The 19,842-nt window shown below is 73.4% G+C and carries 16 protein-coding genes; 4 read left to right on the plus strand and 12 right to left on the minus strand.

Annotated features, from left to right (window positions below; genetic code table 11):
- Nucleotides 1-35 precede the first annotated feature (35 nt).
- The 4 genes from pstA to HBO46_RS18490 form a co-directional block, all read right to left on the minus strand.
- A complete protein-coding gene (gene pstA, locus HBO46_RS18475; protein WP_166134317.1) occupies nt 36-1,109 on the minus strand; it encodes a phosphate ABC transporter permease PstA in 1,074 nt (357 codons plus the stop codon).
- Between the two features lie 6 nt (nt 1,110-1,115).
- Complete coding sequence (gene pstC, locus HBO46_RS18480; protein WP_166134318.1) at nt 1,116-2,069, minus strand: phosphate ABC transporter permease subunit PstC; 954 nt, start codon at nt 2,067-2,069, stop codon at nt 1,116-1,118.
- Between the two features lie 110 nt (nt 2,070-2,179).
- Nucleotides 2,180-3,286: a phosphate ABC transporter substrate-binding protein PstS gene (gene pstS / locus HBO46_RS18485; protein ID WP_166134320.1), complete on the minus strand. Its 1,107-nt coding sequence runs from the start codon at nt 3,284-3,286 to the stop codon at nt 2,180-2,182.
- Nucleotides 3,287-3,440: 154 nt separating this feature from the next.
- A complete protein-coding gene (locus HBO46_RS18490; RefSeq protein ID WP_166134322.1) occupies nt 3,441-4,319 on the minus strand; it encodes an NUDIX hydrolase in 879 nt (292 codons plus the stop codon).
- Nucleotides 4,320-4,385: 66 nt separating this feature from the next.
- Here HBO46_RS18490 and HBO46_RS18495 point away from each other — a divergent pair, with 66 nt between their 5' ends.
- Nucleotides 4,386-5,438 (plus strand): nucleoside hydrolase, encoded by a 1,053-nt coding sequence (locus HBO46_RS18495; RefSeq protein WP_166134324.1) that lies wholly within the window; start codon nt 4,386-4,388, stop codon nt 5,436-5,438.
- A gap of 31 nt (nt 5,439-5,469) precedes the next feature.
- Here HBO46_RS18495 and HBO46_RS18500 read toward each other — a convergent pair whose 3' ends face one another.
- From HBO46_RS18500 to HBO46_RS18530, 7 genes are all read right to left on the minus strand, one after another.
- The gene (locus HBO46_RS18500; protein ID WP_166134327.1) at nt 5,470-7,737 is read right to left on the minus strand and encodes a heavy metal translocating P-type ATPase; all 2,268 of its coding nucleotides are present in this window, start codon (nt 7,735-7,737) and stop codon (nt 5,470-5,472) included.
- Nucleotides 7,700-8,644 (minus strand): hypothetical protein, encoded by a 945-nt coding sequence (locus HBO46_RS18505; RefSeq protein ID WP_166134329.1) that lies wholly within the window; start codon nt 8,642-8,644, stop codon nt 7,700-7,702. The genes HBO46_RS18500 and HBO46_RS18505 overlap by 38 nt, the downstream gene beginning before the upstream one ends.
- Nucleotides 8,641-8,847 carry a heavy-metal-associated domain-containing protein gene (locus tag HBO46_RS18510; protein WP_166134332.1) on the minus strand — a complete coding sequence of 69 codons (207 nt, stop codon included), beginning with the start codon at nt 8,845-8,847 and terminating at the stop codon, nt 8,641-8,643. Before HBO46_RS18510 ends, HBO46_RS18505 begins: the two co-directional genes overlap by 4 nt.
- Before the next feature lie 28 nt (nt 8,848-8,875).
- Nucleotides 8,876-9,175: a metal-sensitive transcriptional regulator gene (locus HBO46_RS18515; RefSeq protein ID WP_166134334.1), complete on the minus strand. Its 300-nt coding sequence runs from the start codon at nt 9,173-9,175 to the stop codon at nt 8,876-8,878.
- Between the two features lie 114 nt (nt 9,176-9,289).
- Nucleotides 9,290-9,487, minus strand: coding sequence for a hypothetical protein (locus tag HBO46_RS18520; protein ID WP_166132900.1), 198 nt, complete (start codon nt 9,485-9,487; stop codon nt 9,290-9,292).
- A 216-nt stretch (nt 9,488-9,703) separates the two neighbouring features.
- Entirely contained in the window at nt 9,704-9,907 is a 204-nt protein-coding gene (locus tag HBO46_RS18525; RefSeq protein WP_068108172.1) for a cold-shock protein, read from the minus strand.
- A gap of 262 nt (nt 9,908-10,169) precedes the next feature.
- Nucleotides 10,170-13,460 (minus strand): response regulator, encoded by a 3,291-nt coding sequence (locus tag HBO46_RS18530; protein ID WP_166134336.1) that lies wholly within the window; start codon nt 13,458-13,460, stop codon nt 10,170-10,172.
- Nucleotides 13,461-13,545: 85 nt separating this feature from the next.
- On the opposite strand from HBO46_RS18530, the gene HBO46_RS18535 reads away from it, so the two are divergent.
- Genes HBO46_RS18535 through HBO46_RS18545 form a run of 3 tightly spaced genes read left to right on the plus strand, consistent with a single transcriptional unit; the run spans nt 13,546 to nt 16,540 of the window.
- Nucleotides 13,546-14,316 carry a class I SAM-dependent methyltransferase gene (locus HBO46_RS18535; protein ID WP_166134338.1) on the plus strand — a complete coding sequence of 257 codons (771 nt, stop codon included), beginning with the start codon at nt 13,546-13,548 and terminating at the stop codon, nt 14,314-14,316.
- Entirely contained in the window at nt 14,313-14,828 is a 516-nt protein-coding gene (locus tag HBO46_RS18540; protein WP_166134340.1) for a hypothetical protein, read from the plus strand. Before HBO46_RS18535 ends, HBO46_RS18540 begins: the two co-directional genes overlap by 4 nt.
- Complete coding sequence (locus HBO46_RS18545; protein WP_166134342.1) at nt 14,825-16,540, plus strand: glycosyltransferase family 61 protein; 1,716 nt, start codon at nt 14,825-14,827, stop codon at nt 16,538-16,540. The genes HBO46_RS18540 and HBO46_RS18545 overlap by 4 nt, the downstream gene beginning before the upstream one ends.
- 88 nt (nt 16,541-16,628) lie before the next feature.
- On the opposite strand, the gene HBO46_RS18550 is transcribed toward HBO46_RS18545, so the two are convergent.
- Complete coding sequence (locus HBO46_RS18550; RefSeq protein WP_166134344.1) at nt 16,629-19,841, minus strand: M14 family metallopeptidase; 3,213 nt, start codon at nt 19,839-19,841, stop codon at nt 16,629-16,631.
- Nucleotide 19,842 lies beyond the last annotated feature (1 nt).

The raw sequence follows: 19,842 nt of genomic DNA on the forward strand, positions 1-19,842 counted from the left end.
AGTGGGTTCCTTGGATCAGTGTCGAAGAACGGGGGTCAGCGGCCGGTCTTGGGCGCGAACAGTGCGCCGATCGCACGGGCCAGCAGGTTGAGCAGCATCACGATCGCGACGAGCACCAGCGCGGCGCCCCAGGCCCGGTCGAGCTGCTCGAGGTTGTACTTGCCGCCGGTCGTCACCGAGCTGTAGATGAAGACCGGCAGCGTCGCCATCCGCCCGTCGAACGGGTTGAGGTTCAGCGCGGTGGTGCTGCCGACGATGATCAGCAGCGGCGCGGTCTCGCCGGCGACGCGCGCGATCGCCAGCGTGACGCCGGTGGCGATGCCGCCCAGCGCGGTGGGCAGCACGACCTTGACGATCGTGCGCCACTTCGGCACGCCCAGGGCGTACGACGCCTCGCGGAGCTCGGCCGGCACCAGCTTGAGCATCTCCTCGGTCGAGCGCACCACCGTCGGCACCATCAGCACCGACAGGGCGACCGCGCCGCCGATGCCGAAGCGCACCCCGGGCCCGAAGATCATCGTGAACAGCGCGAACGCGAACAGGCCGGCCACGATCGAGGGGATGCCGGTCATCACGTCCACCAGGAACGTGATCATCCGCGCCAGCCGGCTCTTCGCGCCGTACTCGACCAGGTAGACGGCGGCGAGGACGCCGATCGGCACCGAGATGATCGTGGCCATCGCGGTGATGATCAGCGTGCCCATCAGCGCGTGGTAGATGCCACCGCCCTCACCGAGCACACCGCGCATGTCGTAGGTGAAGAACTGCGCGGACAGCACGCCGTACCCGCGGCTGACCACCTCATAGACCAGGCTCACCAGCGGCACCATCGCGAGCGCGAAGACCGACCAGGCGACGGTGGTCACCAGCCGGTCGGTGGCCTTGCGGCCGCCCTCGACGACCGAGGACCACGCCGGCAGGCCGAGCACGAGCAGCACCCACCCGACCAGCACGACGGCGACCAGTCCCCAGCCGAGGAACAGCCCCGCGAGCCCGGCGGCGCCGAAGCAGATCAGGCCCGCCAGCAGCGGCGCGTACGACGGGAGCTGCGGCGCCTGGAACGGGAGCGAGCCCTGCTCGTCCTGCACCGGGGTCAGGGTGTCGGTCATGGCGGCTCAGCCCTTCACCTGGCCACGGGCGGCGACCCAGCGACCGAGGAAGTTGACGATGAACGAGACGACGAACAGCACCAGCCCGCTGAAGATCAGCACGTTGATCTTCATGCCGGAGGCGTTGCCGAAGTTGAGCGCGATGTTGGCCGCGATCGTGGAGGGGTTCTGCGAGGAGATCAGGTTGACCGTGACCGCGCCGCTGACCGAGAGCACCATCGCGACGGCCATCGTCTCGCCGAGCGCGCGCCCGAGGCCGAGCATGATCCCGGAGATGATGCCGGAGCGGGCGTAGGGGAAGACCGTCATCCGGATCATCTCCCAGCGGGTCGCGCCGAGGGCGAGCGCCGCCTCCTCGTGCATCCGCGGGGTCTGGAGGAACACCTCGCGGCAGATCGCGGTGATGATCGGCAGCGCCATCACCGCGAGCACGATCGCGGCGGTGAGGATCGTGCGCCCGGTGGTCGCCGGTCCCTCGAAGAACGGCAGGAAGCCGAGGTGGTCGGCCAGCCACTGGTACGCCGGGAAGATCGTCGGCGCCAGCACCTGGATGCCCCACAGGCCGAACACCACCGAGGGCACCGCGGCGAGCAGGTCCACGAGGTAGCCGAGGCTGCGGGCGATGCGGCGCGGCGCGTAGTGGGAGATCACCAGCGCCAGGCCGATCGCGAGCGGGGCCGCGATCAGGATCGCCAGCAGCGCCGCGAGCAGGGTGCCGTAGAGCAGCGGCCAGACGTAGAGGGTCAGGCTCTCCTTGCCGTAGAGCTGGTCCTGATCGGCGCCCAGCGCGGGGGCGCCCTCGACGATGAGGAAGATCGCGACGCCGGCGAGCGCGAGGACGATGAGCAGGCCCGCGCCGCGGGCCAGGCCCGCGAACACCGCGTCACCGCGACGCGTGGAGGTCCCCGAGGACGCCCGTGAGGGGGTGCGCGTGGGGGTGCGCGTGGGGGTGGTCGACACCTGGTGCCCTTCTTGTCTGGCTGCTGTGGTGCTGGAGTGACTCGTGTGGTTCACGCACCCGAGGGTCCGTGCCCGTCAGGCGCGGACCCTCGAGCGAGGACGCTGAGCGATCAGCCGACGGTGATGCCGTCGACGATCGCGGTGACCTCCTTGCGCAGGCCCTCGGCGAGCGGCGCCGAGCCGGCCTCCTCGGCGCCCTGCTGCTGGCCCTCGTCGCTGAGGACGTACTCGAGGTAGGCCTTGGTCAGCTCGCCGGCGTCGGCCTCGTCGCTGTCGTAGTTGTCGCAGGCCAGGAGGTAGGAGACCAGCACGATCGGGTAGGTCCCGGCCTCGTCGGTCGTGTGGTCGAGGTCGAAGACCACCGAGTTGGGGTCGCGGCCCTCCACCCGCGGGGAGACCTCCAGGATCCGCGCCGCCGCCTCCTCGGTGGGGCCGACGAAGTCACCGCCGACCTTGACCTGGGCGACGTCGAGGCCCTGGGCCTGGCTGGCGTCGGCGTAGCCGATGGAGTTCGTGCCCTCCTTGACCGCGGAGACCACGCCCGCAGTGCCCTGCGCGGCCTCGCCGCCGTACTGCGCGGGCCAGACCTCGAGCGGGCCCTCGGTCCACACCTTCGGTGCGACGGCGTCGAGGTAGTCGGTGAAGTTCTCGGTGGTGCCGGACTCGTCCGAGCGGTGCACCGCGTTGATGGCCGCCTTCGGCAGGTCGGCGCCGGGGTTGTCGGCGGCGATCGCCTTGTCGTTCCAGGAGGTGATGGTGCCGGCGAAGATGCCGGCGAGGGTCTCCGGGGAGAGCTTGAGGTCGTCGACGCCCTCGAGGTTGTAGATCACCGCGATCGGCGAGACGTAGTTGGGGATCTCGATCGGGGCGGTGCCGTTGCAGCGCTCGGTCGCGGCGCGGAGCTCGCCCTCGTCGTCGGTGAGGTAGGCGTCGGAGCCCGCGAAGGGGAAGGCGCCGGAGATGAAGTTCTCGCGACCTCCGCCGGAGCCGATCGGGTCGTAGGTGACGGTCACGTCGGGGTGCGCGACCGAGAAGCCGGCCATCCAGGCGGCCTGCGCGGCCTCCTGGGAGGAGGCCCCGCCGCCGGCGAGGTTGCCGGCCAGGTCCGACTCGGAGGTGGAGGCCCCCGTGTCGTTGGCGGCCGCACACCCGCTGAGCGCGATCGCCAGAGCTGCAGCACCCGGCACGAGCGCCCGGCGCAGAGAAGTTCGGTTCACTCCGTGACTCCTGATTCCTCGACTGTTGACGTCGACGACGCTAGGCAGTCGAGGTGTCCGGACCCTGGGCCGTTGGTGAACGACGGGTGAACGGCGACCGGCAGGTCGGTCACACTCGGCAGGCCCGGGGAGGTCTGGAGCCCCGGGCCAGGGGTCAGGGCAGCTCCTCGGTGGCGACCACCCGGCCGTGGCGCAGGTGCGCCACGAGCATCGCGCCCTTCGCCAGCCGGGGGTCGGGTACGCCGAGGCGGTCGAAGACCAGCGGCAGCACCGGGCGGTGCGTGCACAGCACCGCGCCCACCCGCCGCTCACCGACGAGCGAGACCAGGTCGTCGACCGCGCGGGCGACCCCCTCCGCGGTGGCCTCCTCCTCGGTGAGCGCGTCGAGCAGCCACGGGTCGCCGCCGATGACGCCGCGCGCGGCGGCGTACGGCGCGACGGTCTCGACGCAGCGGGTCGCGCTCGAGCTCACCACCTCGCGCACGTCGTACGCCGCGAGGAGCGGCACCAGCGCGGCGGCCTGGTGACGCCCCTCGTCGGTCAGCGGGCGGGCGGTGTCGACCTCGTGCCAGGTCTTGCGGGGCCGGGAGAGGGCGTGGCGCAGCACCACGAGCGCCTCGGTGCGCTGCCGCTTCGGGGTTGCCTCGCGCAGCGTGTCGCGGTCGAAGGGGTAGGTCAGCCTGTCCAGCGCCTCGTCGATCCCGCACCACGCGACGTCGTCGATCTCCTCGTTGCGCTCATAGCTGCTCACGTCGTCGTCGCCGAGCACCCGCCCGCACCAGTAGTCCACGACCTTGGTGCGCCCGCCCGCGATCGGGTAGCGCTGCCGGCCCAGCGGCACACCCAGCCGCACCCGCAGGCCGGTCTCCTCCTCCACCTCGCGGACCGCGGCGACGGTGCGGTGCTCGCCGGGGTCGAGCTTGCCCTTGGGGAAGGACCAGTCGTCGTAGCGGGCGCGATGCACGAGCAGCACCTGCCGCCCGGGGCGGAACACGACGACGCCGGCCGAGAACACCTCGCGAGGCTGCACCATGGATCCAGTGTGGGGGATCCCGTGTGGAGCACCCGCCCATCCTCCCCGGCTCGCTAGGGTCGGCGCGTGCGCAGGCGATGGATGGTGCTCGGGGTCGTCGCCGTGCTCGTGGTGGCCACGCTCGCCGTCGTGGGTGTGCGGTGGTGGCGCGACGCGCACCGCAGCGACCTGGCCCGCGCCCTCGACCTCGCCGCCCCCGCCGAGCGCTACTCCTTCACCGACTGGGCAGGCGTACGCCGCGCGCTCGACGTGCCGCAGGACTCCTCGGCCCGGGCGCTGCGCACGCTGCTCGACGACGGCTACGACGCCGACCTGACCGCCGCCTCGGCGCTCGAGGAGTCCGCCGAGCTGCTGCGCGCCGACTACGGCTGGTCCCCCGCCGACCTCGACTGGGAGCTGCTCGCGCAGGCCGAGGACGGCGTGCTGGTGGTGGCGGCCCTGGGTGAGGACACCGACGTCGACGAGCTCGCCGACCGGCTCGCCGGGCTCGGCTACGAGCGGCCCGGCGAGGAGGACGGCGTGTGGCGCGGCGGGGAGGAGCTGGTCGCGCGGATCTCCGCGGAGACCGGCGAGCCCGGCTCCCCCGTGCTCCAGTACGTCGCGCTCGACGCCGACGCCGGGGTGGTGCGCACCAGCGACAGCGCCGCCCACCTGGAGGCGGTGCTCGCCAGCGACCTCGGCGCCCCCGAGGAGGTCGACGACGTGGCCGACGCCGCCGGGGACGCGCTCACCGCCGCGGTCTACACCGGACGGCACACCTGCACGGCGCTGGCGATGAGCCAGGCCGACGAGATCGACCAGGCCAGCGCCGACCGGCTGGTCGAGGAGGCCGGCGGGATCAGCCCGGTGCGCGCGTTCGCGATGGCGGTGCGCCCCGGGCGCGACGTGGTGGTGGCGATGTCGTTCGAGGACGACGAGCGCGCCCGGCGCAACGCCGACGCCCGCGCCGTCCTCGCTGCGGGGCCGGCGCCGGGCCAGGGCGGCACCTTCGCCGAGCGCTTCGACCTCGGCGAGGTGAGCGCCGACGGCACCCTGGTGCGGCTCGCCCTCGACCCCGTGGACGGCGCCGCGGTCTTCTCCGACCTCAGCACCGGCCCGGTCCTCTTCGCGACCTGCTGACCGCCCTACCGCCCCGGGCCGGTACCGCGCCCTACGTGAAGCGCCGCAGCCGCAGGCTGTTGGAGACCACGAACACCGACGACAGCGCCATCGCCGCCCCCGCGAGCATTGGCGTGAGCAGCCCCGCCGCGGCCAGCGGCAGCGCGGCGACGTTGTAGCCGAACGCCCAGAACAGGTTGCCCCGGATGGTGCCCAGGGTGCGCCGCGAGAGCCGGACGGCGTCGGCCGCGACGCGCAGGTCGCCGCGCACCAGGGTCAGGTCGCTGGCCTCGATGGCGATGTCGGTGCCGGTGCCCATCGCGATGCCGAGGTCGGCCTGGGCCAGCGCGGCCGCGTCGTTGACGCCGTCGCCGACCATCGCCACGACCCGGCCCTGCTCCTGCAGGCGGCGTACGACGTCGACCTTGTCGGCCGGCAACACGTCGGCGACCACGTCCTCGATCCCGACGGCGTCGGCGACCGTGCGGGCGCTCTGCTCGTTGTCGCCGGTGAGCAGCAGCGGGCGCAGCCCCAGGCGGCGCAGCTCGGCGACCGCCTCGGCGGAGGTCTCCTTCACGGTGTCGGAGACGACCAGCACCCCGCGGGCGCGGCCCTCCCAGCCGACGACGACCGGGGTGCGCCCGGCGCCGCGGGCCTCGTCGAGCGCGGCCGCCAGGACGGCGGGCACCTCGAGACCGCGCTCGGCGAGCAGCGCCGGTCGACCGACGAGGACCTCGCAGCCCTCGACGGTGCCGCTGACCCCGAGGCCCGGCACGTTGGCGAACCCCTCGACCGCCGGCAGCGGCGCCTCGGCGCCGGCCACCACGGCCTTCGCGATCGGGTGCTCCGAGCCCGACTCGAGCGCCGCCGCGCGGCGGCGTACCTCTTCCGGCGTGGCGCCGTCGGCGACCACGTCGACCAGCGCCATCACGCCGGTGGTGACGGTGCCGGTCTTGTCGAGGACGACGGTGTCGACCTGACGGGTGGACTCCAGCACCTCCGGCCCCCGGATCAGGATCCCGAGCTGGGCGCCGCGTCCGGTGCCGACCAGCAGCGCGGTCGGTGTGGCCAGCCCGAGCGCGCAGGGGCAGGCGATGATCAGCACCGCCACGGCGGCGGTGAAGGCGGCGGAGGTCTGGACGCCGGTGCCGAGCCAGAAGCCGAGGGTGCCCACCGCGAGCGCGATCACGACCGGCACGAAGACCCCGGAGACCCGGTCGGCGAGCCGCTGCACGGACGCCTTGCCGGCCTGCGCCTCCTCGACCAGCCGCGCCATCTGGGCCAGCTGGGTGTCGCTGCCGACCCGGGTGGCGCGCACGACGAGGCGCCCGCCGGCGTTGACGCAGCCGCCGACGACCTCGTCGCCGGGGCCGACCTCGACCGGCACCGGCTCGCCGGTGAGCATCGAGGCGTCGACGGCGGAGGTGCCGGACTCCACGACGCCGTCGGTGGCGAGCTTCTCGCCGGGGCGCACCACGAACCGGGTGCCGACGGCCAGTTCCTCGGCCGGCACCCGCACCTCGGTCTCGGCGCCGGGGGCGCCACGCAGTACGGCGACGTCCTTGGCGCCCAGGTCGAGCAGGGCGCGCAGCGCGGCCCCGGCGCGACGCTTGGAGCGCTTCTCGAACCAGCGGCCGGCGAGCAGGAACGTGGTGACCCCGGTGGCGGCCTCGAGGTAGATGTTGCCCATCCCGTCGGTGCGCTCGACGGCGATCCGGAACGGGTGGGTCATCCCGATCTCCCCCGCGCTGCCCCACACCAGTGCGACCACCGACCAGGTGTACGCCGCGATCACGCCGACCGAGACCAGGGTGTCCATCGTGGTCGAGCCGTGCCGCAGGTTGGCCCAGGCGGCGCGGTGGAAGGGCCACGCGCCCCACACCGCGACCGGGGAGGCGAGGGTCAGCGAGATCCACTGCCAGCCGTCGAACTGCCAGGCCGGCACCATCGCCAGCGCCACCACCGGGACGGTGAGCAGCGCCGAGACGATCAGCCGCTGCCGCAGCGCGTCGAGCTCGCGGTCGGCGGGGTCCTCGCTCGCCGCGTCCGCACCGGCGCCGCGCGAGGCGGCCTGCGGCACGGTGGCGGAGTAGCCGGCGGCCTCGACGGTCGAGAGCAGCACGTCGGTCCCCACCGAGGGCGGGTGCGTGACCCGCGCCTTCTCGGTGGCGTAGTTGACCGTCGCGGTGACCCCGTCGAGCTTGTTGAGCTTGCGCTCGATGCGGTTCGCGCACGACGCGCACGTCATGCCGGTGATCGCCAGCTCGGTGTCGGTCGACCGCTCAGTGCCCGTGCCCGGAGTCGTCGTGGGACTGGCCATCGGGTCCTCCTTCCGTGCCGACGCTCACCGTGAACACCGCGGTGCGCACGACGCCGGCGTGCTTGAAGTCCAGGAAGAGGCGGTAGCGGCCCGCGCTCGGGAAGGTCGTGTCGAACGTGATGCCCGACCCGGCGTCCTCGACGTCGACCGGGTGCGCGTGCAGGTAGCCGAGGTCGCCCTCGCGCAGCACCACCAGGTGCCCGTGCGCGCCGAGGTAGGGCTGGAGGTCGCGCACGCCCTCGCCGTCGCGGGAGACCGTGAGGGTCACCGGGGCCTCGCGACCGACCGGCAGCGCGCCGTCCAGGGTCACCTCGTAGCCGTCGACGCGGTCGCTGCGTGCGTCGGCGCCGAGCGGCGTGGGGTCGTAGTCGCCGCCGACCAGCAGGTCGGCGCCGAGGACCAGCGGTCCGCCGCCGGTCGGGGTGAAGTCGGCGAGCACCCGCCAGGCGCCGGTGGTCAGGTCCACCGGGACCGTCCAGGTGCCGTCCGCACGCAGCCGCGGGTGGACGTGCTGGAAGCCGGTCAGGTCGCGGCGCAGCACGATCAGGTGCAGGTCGCGCTCGTGCGCCTCGTCGTACGCCGTCACCGGCGCGCCGTCGGCGTCGGCCACCGTGAAGGCCAACTGCTGGCGACCGGGCGTGGTGACCGGGTCGGCGAGCACCAGGGTGTGCCCGTCGGCGCTCACCGCAAGCCCGGCGACCGCGGCCGCTGCGCCCGCGGGGTCGCCGCTCCCGTGCTCGTCCCCATGGTCAGCGGCTCCGGCCTCGTCCTCGGCGTGCCCGTGCCCGGCCGACTCGGCGGGCTCGGTGTCCTCCCAGGGGCCGACCGCACGGCCGACGCCGAGCGCGAGCCCGAAGACGACCGCGAGCACGGCGACGAAGGCGCCGATGCGGACCGGGGTGCTCATGTCAGCGCGTAGCCGGCTTCCTCGACCGCGGCCGCGACGGCGTCCCGGTCGAGCGGCGCGTCGCTGGTGACGACGACCTCACCGGTCTGGTGGTGGGCCTCGACGGCGGTGACGCCGGGGATCTCGGAGATCTCCTCACGCACCGACGCCTCACAGTGCCCGCAGGTCATGCCGGTGACGGTCCAGGTGGTGGTCTCGCTCATGTCGGGTGCTCCTCTGGGAAAGTGGGGTTCAGGACCGGACCAGGCGGCGGATGGCGTCGACGGCCTCGCCGACCTTCTCCCGGGCCTCGTCGTCGCCCTGGCGGGCGGCGTCGACGACGCAGTGGTTCAGGTGCTCCTCGAGCAGGCTCACCGAGACCGCCTGGAGCGCCTTCGTCATCGCCGCGACCTGGGTGAGGATGTCGATGCAGTACTGCTCCTCCTCGACCATGCGCTGCAGGCCGCGCGCCTGGCCCTCGATGCGGCGCAGGCGCTTGAGGTGGTCGTCCTTGTTCTGGATGTACCCGTGCTGGTGGGGTCCGTGGTCCATACCTCCAACATACCCCTATGGGGTATGGGCGAGGCTCGCTCGCCGGTCGGCCCGGAAACGGCCGCAGGCCCCCGCGCTCCGAGAGCGCGGGGGCCTGCGGCCACGATCGTGGGCTCAGTCCTCGTGGACCCCGAGGATCGTGTCGATCTGGTCCTCGCTCAGGTGGTCCTCGGACTCGCTGGCGGCGATGATCAGGTTGGTGGTGAGCTCCACCTCGCCGAGCAGGTCAGAGTCCTCGAGCGTGACGTCGAACTGATCGCGCACGAGTCCCTCTCCTTCGGCGTTGTCGGGATCGAGCGGGCCTTGCTCCATCCGCTGCTCCTTCCCCGCTTGGTGACGCCACCAAACCGGGCGCCGCCATTCTGCCGGGTTCTCACCAATTCTTGTCAGGGGCCTCCCCTGAAACGACCACGGTCCGGAACCGTCACGGTCCGGAACCGTCACGGTCCGGAACGGACACGAGGCCCCACCCCGTGAGGGATGGAGCCTCGTGCGCAAAGCCCTGTCGAGACAGGTGCCGACCAGAGGTCAGACCGCGCGGACGTTCTCCGCCTGCGGACCCTTCGGACCCTGGGTGACGTCGAACTCGACCTTCTGGTTCTCGTCGAGGGACTTGTAGCCCTGGGTCTGGATGGCCGAGTAGTGCACGAAGACGTCGTCGCCGCCGTCCTCCTGCGCGATGAAGCCGAAGCCCTTCTCGGCGTTGAACCACTTCACAGTGCCTTGAGCCATGGTGCTGGTACTCCTTGTCAGAACGAGAAGCCGTCACTTCGACGACTCCGCAGCAGATGCGGGTGACACGTCGCTCCGACCCGTGGTGGACCACTAAGAAGAAACGCCGTTGGATCACAAACTCCGCGGGCGTCAGACCTGCTGGAACTTGCACCTGTTGCAAACAGAACACTACCAAGAGAAGTCGCAAAGCAAACCTCCACCCGGGGACCAGTTCTGAGCAGTTCGTGAACCCTGCGCCACGCCGGTGTGACGGGCGCGGTCACGGGCCCTCCACGCCTCCCGGCGCCGCCGGAACGAGGGCGTCGACGACCACCGCGAGCTCCTCGACGCCGCGGGCGACGGCGGCTGCCAGGTCCGTCAGCGAGGCCTGGTCGGGCAGCCGCCCCTCGCGCCCGGCGGCCTCCAGCACGCGCGCCTGGTCGGCCACCTCCCCCAGGCCGAGGTTGCCGGACGACCCGCGCAGGCCGTGCACGGCGTCGATCACCGCCGTGGTGTCCCCGGCGGCCACCGCGGCGTGCAGGTCGGCGAGCGCGCGCTCGGCCACCTGGGCGAACCGGTCGGTCATCCGGGTGACCAGCTCCGCCGGGATCCCGTTGTCCAGCAGCGACGCGAGCCGCTCGGCGGCGCCGGTGGAGGCGACCGGCTCGGCCGCCGGCCCGGTCGGCGAGCCGCCGACGGCGGGCAAGGGCTCACCGGGCGCGGGCACCCACCGGTCCAGCGCCGCCTCGAGCGCGCCGACGTCGACCGGCTTGGCGAGGAAGTCGTCCATCCCGGCCGCCAGGCAGCGGTCGCGCTCCTCGGCCACCGCGGCCGCGGTCATCGCGACGATCGGCAGCCGGCTCGCCGGGCCGGGCATCGCGCGGATGGCGCGGGTGGCGTCGTACCCGTCCATCACCGGCATCTGGCAGTCCATCAGCACCACGTCGTACCGCTCGGGGGCGGCGGCGATCGCCGCCACCGCGGCGGCGCCGTGCTCGGCGACACGGACCTCGAAGCCGAGCCGGCTCAACAGCCCCTCGGCCACCAGCTGGTTGACCTCGTTGTCCTCGACGACCAGCACCCGGCCGCGCACGCCGGCGGTCTCGGACGTCGCGGCCGCAGCGACGTCCTCGGTGCCGGCCTCCTCCTCCAGACGGCCGCCGAGGCGGGCGAGCACGTCGAGGAGGCGGGTCGGCAGCACCGGCTTGCTCAGGAACGCGTCGAGGCCGGCGGCGGTCAGCCAGCGGTCCTCAGGCTCCGTCGCCGAGGACAGCAGCACCAGGCGCACGTCGTCGTGGCGCCGCTCCTGGCGCACCATCCGCGCCAGCTGCTCCCCGTCGGCGCCGGGCATCATGTAGTCCAGCAGCACCACGTCGTACGGCGTCCCACGCCCGGCGGCCGCGTCGAGCTCGACCAGCGCGGCGTACGCCGAGTCGACCGCCCGGACGCCGACCTTCCAGGCCTGGAGCTGCTCGGTGAGGATGAACCGGTTGGTCTCGTTGTCGTCCACGACGAGCACCCGCAGGCCGGCGACGGCGTTCTCGCGGGCGGTGTCGCGGCCGGGCGTGGCGCCCAGCGGCTTCTCGAAGGCGACCTCGAACCAGAAGGTGCTGCCGACGCCCGGCTCGCTCTCGACGCCGATCTCGCCTCCCATCGCCGAGACGATCCGCTCGCTGATCGCCAGGCCGAGGCCGGTGCCGCCGTACTCGCGGGTGGTGGAGCTGTCGGCCTGGGAGAAGGCCTCGAAGAGGTGCTCCTGCACCTCCGGCGCGATGCCGATGCCGGTGTCGCGCACCTCGACGCGGACCCTGGAGCCGTGGCTGCCGGTGGTCCCGGTGGCGCGGACGACCACCTCGCCGGCCGAGGTGAACTTCACCGCGTTGGAGACCAGGTTGGTCACCACCTGACCGAAGCGGACCTGGTCGCCGCGGACCAGCCCGGGGGTGTCGGCGGCGCTGGAGACCAGCAGCTCGAGGCCCTGGTCGGCGGCACGCTCGGCCACGAGCGCGGCGCTCTGCTCGAGGACCGCGCGGGGGTCGAAGTCCAGCTCCTCGAGGTCGAGGCGGCCGGCCTCGATCTTGGACAGGTCGAGGATGTCGTTGACCAGGGACAGCAGGGTGCGACCGGCCTGGTCGATGCCCTGGGCCAGCCGACGCTGGTGGGTGGTCAGCTCGGTGCGTCCGAGCAGCTCGCTGAGACCGATGACGCCGTTGAGCGGGGTGCGGATCTCGTGGCTCATCGTGGCCAGGAACTCCGACTTGGCCCGGGAGGCGCCCAGCGCCTCGTCGCGCGCGGCGGCGAGCTCGCGGGCACTCAGCTCGCGCTCGGCGACCGCGGTGAAGGCCCGGAGGATCTCCCCGAAGATCGCGCTCTCGGAGGGGCGCGGCTCGGCCTCCGCGCGCATGTCGACGACGAGCACGCAGGCCAGCCGGCCCCGGACCTCGACCGGCCCGGCGAGCAGCCGGGTCCCAGACCCGGCCGCCCCCGCCCCGTCTGCCGCACCCGACCGCTCGGCGAGCGTGGTGAGCACCCGCCGCTCGCGCGCGACCCGCTCGGCGAGCTCCCGGGCGACCCTGCTGCGGCCCTCCTCCAGCGGCACCCAGGCCACGTCGACCCAGGTGAGGTCCTCGGGCCCGGCGGCCCCCTCGGGGGTGTCCGGCACGCCCACCAGCACCGCCGGCCACTGGGCCACCGGGCGGACCAGCTCGTTGGCGGCCAGCAGCGCCTCTAGGAGCGTGCGCGAGCTGTTGGCCAGCGGGGCGAGCACGCTGAGGAACGCGGCGCCGTTCTCGTACTCCTTGGACTCCGTCACGTCCTGGACGGTGCCGCCGAGGCGCACCGGTACGCCGTCGCGCTCCTCCAGGACCCTGCTGCGCACCCGGATCCAGCGCGGCGGCCGGCCCGGGCGTGGCAGCCGCGCGTCGAACTGCTCGGAGACCTGGCCCTCGGCGGCGGCGTACAGCAGGTCGGCGACGCGGCCGCGGTCCTCGATGTCGATGAGGTCCAGGAACACCTCGACGCCGGGCGTGACGGCGGAGGGCGCCAGGCCCATCAGCCGGAAGAGCTGGTCGGACCAGGACACCTCACCGGTGGCGAGCTCCCACTCCCAGCTGCCGACCTCGGCGACCCGCTGCGCCTCGAGCAGGCGCAGCTCGCGGCGGCGCACCTCCGCATAGGTGCCGGCGGGACGGGCGGGCGCGACGGCAAGCAGCCAGCCGCGGCGGCGCCCCTCGTCGTCGAGCAGCGGCGTGGGGCGCAGCACCACCCGCACCGGCCCGGCGGCGCCGCGCAGGGTGCAGGCGACCTCGCCGGTCTGGTCAGCCTCGCGAGCTTCAACTGCCTCCGTGCCCGCGGCGAGGTCCGCGAGCAGCGCGGTGAGCGGCGCGCCGCCGGCCTCGTCGGCCACCTCCGCCGCCGCCCGGCCGACCAGCGTGGCGGGGTCCAGGGCGAGCAGCTCGCCCAGCCGGGCGTCGGCGTACGTCGTCAGTCCGGCGTCGTCGACGACCCAGATGGCGTCCGCGAGCGAGCGGAGCACCCAGCCCTCGAACTCGTGCGGTATCGGAATCCCCATGCAGGGAATGCTGCCGTATGGGGGAACCCTGGGGTTACCGTCTTGCCAGCACGACCCCCCGATGGACACGACCGAAGGACTGCCAGTGCAGCGACACCAGCTCCTCGCCCGGCTCCACGAGCTCCTGCAGCCCCGCACGTACTTCGAGATCGGGGTCCGCAAGGGGCGCAGCCTCACCCTCTCGCGGGTCCCGAGCGTCGGGGTCGACCCGTTCTTCCTGCTCACCCACGAGCTGCACTGCGACGTCCACCTCGTGCGCACGACGAGCGATGAGTTCTTCGCCCGCCGCCGCCCGTTCGCGCACTTCCCCGAGGAGGTCGTCGACCTGGCCTTCATCGACGGCATGCACCTGGCGGAGTTCGCGCTGCGCGACCTGATCAACACCGAGCGCCACTGCCACCCCGCCAGCGTGATCGTCATCGACGACATGCTGCCGCGCAGCGTGGTCGAGGCCGGCCGTGGCCGGGTCGGCAGCGCCGACGGTGGCGCCTGGGCCGGGGACGTCTTCAAGATCGTCGACGTGCTCCGCGAGCACCGCCCGGACCTCGTGGTCGTCGAGCTGGACACCAAGCCGACCGGCACCGTGGTGGTCCTGCTGCCCGATCCGACCGACACGTCGCTGGCCGCGGCCTACGAGGACGTGGTCGGCGACCTGGTCGTGCCCGACCCGCAGGAGGTGCCCGAGCGGGTGCTCACCCGCGCCGGTGCGATGGACCCCGCGGACTTCCTCGCGGCACCGATCTGGCCGCAGCTGCGCGCCGCCCGACGACACGGCACCGACGAGGCCCGACGACGGGTGCGCGAGGCGTACGCCGCGGCCGGTCTCCTCACGAACACTGCGGCGGTGGCCCGATGAGCGCCCGCGGAGCCCTCGAGGTCGACGAGCTCACCAGCTGGGCGCGTCGCCGCGACGGCGGCATCGACGTCTCCGTGCGGCTGCCCGGCACCGCCCTGCCGCCGGGACCGGTCCAGGTGCGCCTGGTCGCCGGTGACGCGCGGCGACGCTGCGAGGGCACCGCCCGCGCCGACGGCGAGGCCACCGTGCTCGACTTCCGCGTCGAGGAGCTGCGGCTGGGGCCCCGGGCCTGGCAGATCGCGGTGCGCAGCGGCGAGCAGGACGCCTTCCAGCGGGTGCGTGCCCGGCTGCTCGCGGTCGCCCAGCAGCCGGTCGCGCTGCTGCCCGGTCCCGCCCCGACGACGGTGCACGCCCCGCCGGCGCCCCGGGCCCGGCAGACCCGCCTGCACCGCGTCGCCGCGACCCTTCCGCCGCCGGTGCGCAGCCGGCTGCGGCGGGTGCGGGACAAGGCCCGCGAGGGCGTCCGGGCCGCCCAGGGCCTGCGGGATCGGTCGACCGGCGGGTCACGGTGAACGCCTTCTCCTTCTGGAAGGCCGACGGCGCCCGGACCACCGACGCCGGCGGTGATCCGCTGCTCGAGCCGCTTCGCGCGCTGCTGCCCTCCGAGGTACGCCGCGGCTCGGTGGTGATCACCGACGCCGCGCGCGCCGAGCGCGCCGAGCACTGGCGGGTCCACCTCGACGCGGACCGCGGCGGCGCGCGGGTCATCGAGGTCGACGCCGACACCACGCCGGTGTCGCTCAACGAGGAGCTGGTCGCCCACGGCTCCTGCGACGTGCTCGCCATGGTGCTCACCCCGGCGAGCGTCGTGCAGGTCTTCGGCAGCCACCGCCAGCTGGTGCGCCAGACCTTCGCCCACGTGCGCCCGAACGGCACGTTCCTGCTCGACGTGGCCGACGACCGGGCCGGCCACGGTCGCGAGGCCAGGCTCGAGCGGATGCTGCGCTCGGTGCAGGAGTCGATGGACGACACCAGCCCGGCGGACGAGGAGACGACCGGGGTGCTGACCGTCGCCCGCGCCGCCAAGGAGCTGCGCGACCTCGGCGACGTCATCGCGATCGCCAAGCGCGGCAAGCACGCCTATGCCGTGGGTGAGGGGGTGCCGCACTCGCTGCTCACCGCTCGCGAGCCGGAGACCTCGGTGACGGTGCTGGCCACCCGGCCCGGCGGCGTGCTCGACGTGCGCATGCACGAGACGTCGTACGGACCGAGCCTCGCGGACCCCTGGCCCGACGCCCTGCCCTACCCGCCGCTGGAGCTGCGCCGCTACGAGGGGCCGCTGCTCAGCCTGGGCGGGATGCGCCTGGTCAGCGGCACGACCGTCCTGCCGGAGTCGTTCCGCTGGCCCCACCACCGACCGCTCTCCCACCCGCACCTGCGTGCGGTCGCCCCCGGCTTCCTGCGGGTGCCGCGGCGAGCGCACGCCACGACCCTCGAGGGCGAGCACTACTTCCTCGACTGCGTCTTCGACGGACACTTCGGCCACCTCACCACCGAGGTCGTGTGCCGGTTCTGGGGCTGGGACGACGCCAAGCGCCAGCACCCCGACCTCAAGGCGCTGGTGCACGTGCGGCCCGGGCACGGGCGCGGCAAGCTGGAGCGGATGCTGCTGACGGCGTACGGCGTCGCGCCCGAGGACATCGTGGTCGTCGACCACCCGGTGCGCCTGCGCAGCGTCGTGGGCGCCTCCCCGATGTGGCACAACCAGGACCCGCACCACGCCCATCCCGACATCGTCGAGACCTGGCACCGGCTGACCGCCGGGCTGCTCGGCGACTCCTCGCCGGCCACGCACGAGCGGATCTTCGTCTCCCGCGGGCCGGGTCTGGCCTCGCGCCGCCCGTGCCGCAACCAGGCCGAGGTGGAGCGGTTCTTCGCCGACCGCGGCTTCCACGTCTTCTACCCCGAGGACCTGCCGATGGACGAGCAGGTCGCCCTGTTCGCGGGCGCCCGGGTGGTCGCGGGCTTCGGCGGCTCGGCGATGTTCAACCTGATGCACTGCCAGCACCTCGAGGCGACCATCGTGATCAGCCACCACGGCTACGTCGCCCGCAACGAGCACCTCTTCACCTCGCTGCTCGACGCCGACATCCACTACTTCTGGCAGGCCTCGGAGGTCGCGCCGCCCGAGCAGGGACGCACCCGGGCGTCGGACCGGTCGGGCTTCAGCTTCGACTTCGCCGGCCAGGGCGCCGACCTGGAGCGGGTGCTGGCGGGCTACTGAGCCCCTGCCGCACCGACGTAGCGACACACCGACACCGGCCGCCCCGCACTCCGCGGGTCGGCCGGTGTCGTGCGTGCGGGGTGACTCCTCAGCGCAGCCCCACCGACCCGAAGGCCCGGCGCAGGAGCGCGGACTGCTCGGCGGCGGAGGCGACCTGCTCCACCCCGAACCCGAGGAGCACGGTGTCGCGGGTGCGCACCGCCGGGGAGTACAGCGACTGCGACCGGGTGAACTGCCCGGTGCCGGGCGAGCTGCCGGGCGGCACGTCGGCGAACGCCCACGGGCCGAGCCCGGTCTCGAAGCCCTCGCTGTCCACGACCTGACCACCGACGCTCAGCCGGGTGTCGTCGATGAACAGCCCGGTGCCGCCGGTCCCCGGATCGGTGACGTAGGAGATCGACACCTCGACCTGCGAGCCGGCGTACGCCGAGAGGTCGAACGACGCCTCCTGCCATCCGTCGCCGCCATCGGCTGCGGAGTCCCCGGTCATCGAGTTCCACTCCCCGGTGGTGCCGGTCGGGGTGCAGGGGTCGCCGGGGGTCAGGTAGTGCAGCAGGAACGGGTGCGTCTCGAGCAGGAAGCCGGCCTCGCACTCCGTGGGCACGGTGGTGCTGGTGAGACCTCCCGTCTCCGGCAGCGTCGTCCAGTCGTCCTGGCCGACGGTGCGGGCCTCGACGATCGCGTGGTCGTAGCCCTCCTCGAGGTCGAAGGACAGCCGGGCCTGCAGCGTGGGCGCGTCACCCGCGGCCACCCCGGACAGGTCGACCTGGCGGGTCAGGCGCATGTAGGAGTCGTCGGAGTGCAGCCCGCCGACGTACCACTCGCCCTCGACCGGGTCGAGCCGGCCGGGAGGCGTGCCGGTGTAGCGCCCGGCCGTGGTGCTCGCGAACTGCGGGAAGTCCTCCACCGGCAGCACCGCGCTGGTGGCGGTGAAGACGCCCGCCTCATCGAGCGGGTTCGCCTCGAGCGCGGGGCCACCGAACGTCGCGGCGACACCCTCGAGCGGCCCGGCCCCGGCGAACCCGGAGGGGTTCTCGGTGGTGGTCCGGGTGTAGCGCCCGAGGTAGTACTGCGCGAAGTCGTCGGCCAGCAGCAGGCAGTCGCCGCGCGGGTCGTCGACCACCTCGCAGGGCGCGGACGGGTCGCCGTTCAACCCGTAGTAGATGCCGCCCAGTGCGTCACCGATCGACCCGTAGTAGGTGGCGGTCTCCCCGGTGTGGACGAGCTTGCCGCCCTCGTTGAGGAAGTCGCGCACCGCGAGGGTGAGGTACTGCTCGCGCTCGGCGACCGAGGCGTCGGGCAGGTCGCCGAAGTAGGTCTCGGTGATCTCGTCCTCGGGGTCCTGGGTGAGCCGGTTGTCGCCCTGGTACCAGACCGCCCCGCGGAAGTGGCTCAGCACGCCGAGGTGGTGCGGCACCCCCTGGCGCGAGACGTCCCAGACCGAGGCGCCGATCCCCGCGCGGCGCAGGGCCCGGACGTAGGTCTCGGCGTACTTCGGCTCGGTCAGCGGCGGGTCGTACGTCGGGTTCACGCCGTCGTAGTCCTCACCGGCGATCACGACCACCTTGTTGCGGGTGTCCTGGGCCAGGCGGTAGGTGAAGGACCGGCTGGTCGTCCGCTTGCCGGTGGTCTTGCTGCCGCCCTTGCCGCGCTTGGCGCCGGCCTTGCCGGGCCGGGTGGCCTCGAACCAGACCCGCACCCGGTCGCCGGGGCGGGCGCCGCGGACCTGGCCGCGGAACTCGCCGTAGTAGGTGGTGCCCTCGTCGCCGTAGCGCTCACCACCGCGCCACAGCCGGGTGCCGGTGGTCTGCGGGCGGCGTCCGTTGATCGAGTAGCGCAGCACCAGGCCGCGCAGCTCGCGCCGGGCGAGCACCGCCACGGTCTGCGGGTCGCCGTAGGAGACCTCGAAGCTGTCGATCTCGAAGTCGGGGGCGCGCCGGCCGACCGGCGAGACCGGGTGGTCGGGATCGTCCGCGGAGTCGGCGACCGCCAGGGCGAAGGGCAGGTTCTTCTCGAACTCCGCCTGCACGAGCGGCTCGGAGTCGGGGAAGTTGAACACGCTCTGGCAGTCGGCGGCCTCGAAGGCGTCGTCGGGGTCGGCGTCGCTCGCGGTCTGGCACGTCGACATCTCGGGGGTGTAGGCGAGGGTGCCGTAGGTGTTGTGCGCGTGCTCGGTGGTCTCGCCGTTGGTGGTGTAGAGCTCGGCGGACTGGTCGGGGTCGTAGCCGGGGATCGCGGGGTCCTCGTCGTCGCCGGCCTGGGCCTCGAAGATCAGGTCGTCGGGCGAGCGGGTCGCCACCTGCCAGCCGACGCCGTAGAGCAGCAGCTCGGCCGCGGAGTGGTAGTTCACCTGGAACTCGAAGCCGACGCGGCGCATCAGGCCGTCCAGCGCCCGGGTCTCCGGCTCGGAGGCCGGGGCGGTGCCGCGATAGGTCTGGCTGGCGTACGACGGCGAGGAGCCCTCGTTGTCGTAGCCCCACCGGGTCGGCCAGTTGCGGTTCAGGTCGACGCCGTCGATACCGGTGATCTGGGCGTCGCCGTTGTTGTCGCGCAGGTTCTTGCGCCACAGCCGGTTGCCCTCGGTGAAGGTGTAGTCGTAGCCGTCGGGGTTGGCCACCGGCACGAACCACAGCTCGGTGCCGCGCAGCAGCCGACGGATGTCGGGGTCGCTGGCGTAGCCGTCGACCACGTGGTGGAGCAGGCGCAGGTTCATCTCCGGGGTGATCCACTCCCGGGCGTGCTGGGCGGCGGAGTAGAGCACCGCCGGGCGGGAGCCGTCGCGGACCTGGCGCGCGCCCCGGGTCACCTTGATCGCGTAGAGCGGCTGGCCCTGGATGGTGGTGCCGATGGTGACCAGCTTGGTCAGCGAGGGGTTCTCGCCGGCGACCTGGCGCAGCTCGTCGCGGATGCCGCCGGGCTCGCTGTAGGAGCGGAAGACCGACGGCTCGTCCGCCTGGGCCAGCAGGCTGGAGACCGGCTCGCCGTCGATGCGCTTCTCGGCGAGCGGGAGGCCCTGGGCGGCCAGCTTGGCCGCCTCCTCCGCGGTCATCACGACCTCGACCCCGACCTTTCCGCGGCCGGCGCTGTCACCGGTCGTGGTGAAGTCCTCGCGGTCGAAGCCGGCACGGCGCAGGTCGCCGACCTGGCGCACGGTGAGGTCGCCGACGTACACGCTCGGTCCGGAGCCGGGGTCGTCCGGCGCGGCCGCTGCGGCGGCGCTCGGGGTGGCGACCGCGGCGGCGAAACCGGCGGTGAGGGCGAGGCTGGTGAGGAGCGAGACGGGCGTGTGTCGATGGCGCATG

This window comes from Nocardioides ochotonae, from assembly GCF_011420305.2.
Lineage (GTDB): Bacteria > Actinomycetota > Actinomycetes > Propionibacteriales > Nocardioidaceae > Nocardioides > Nocardioides ochotonae.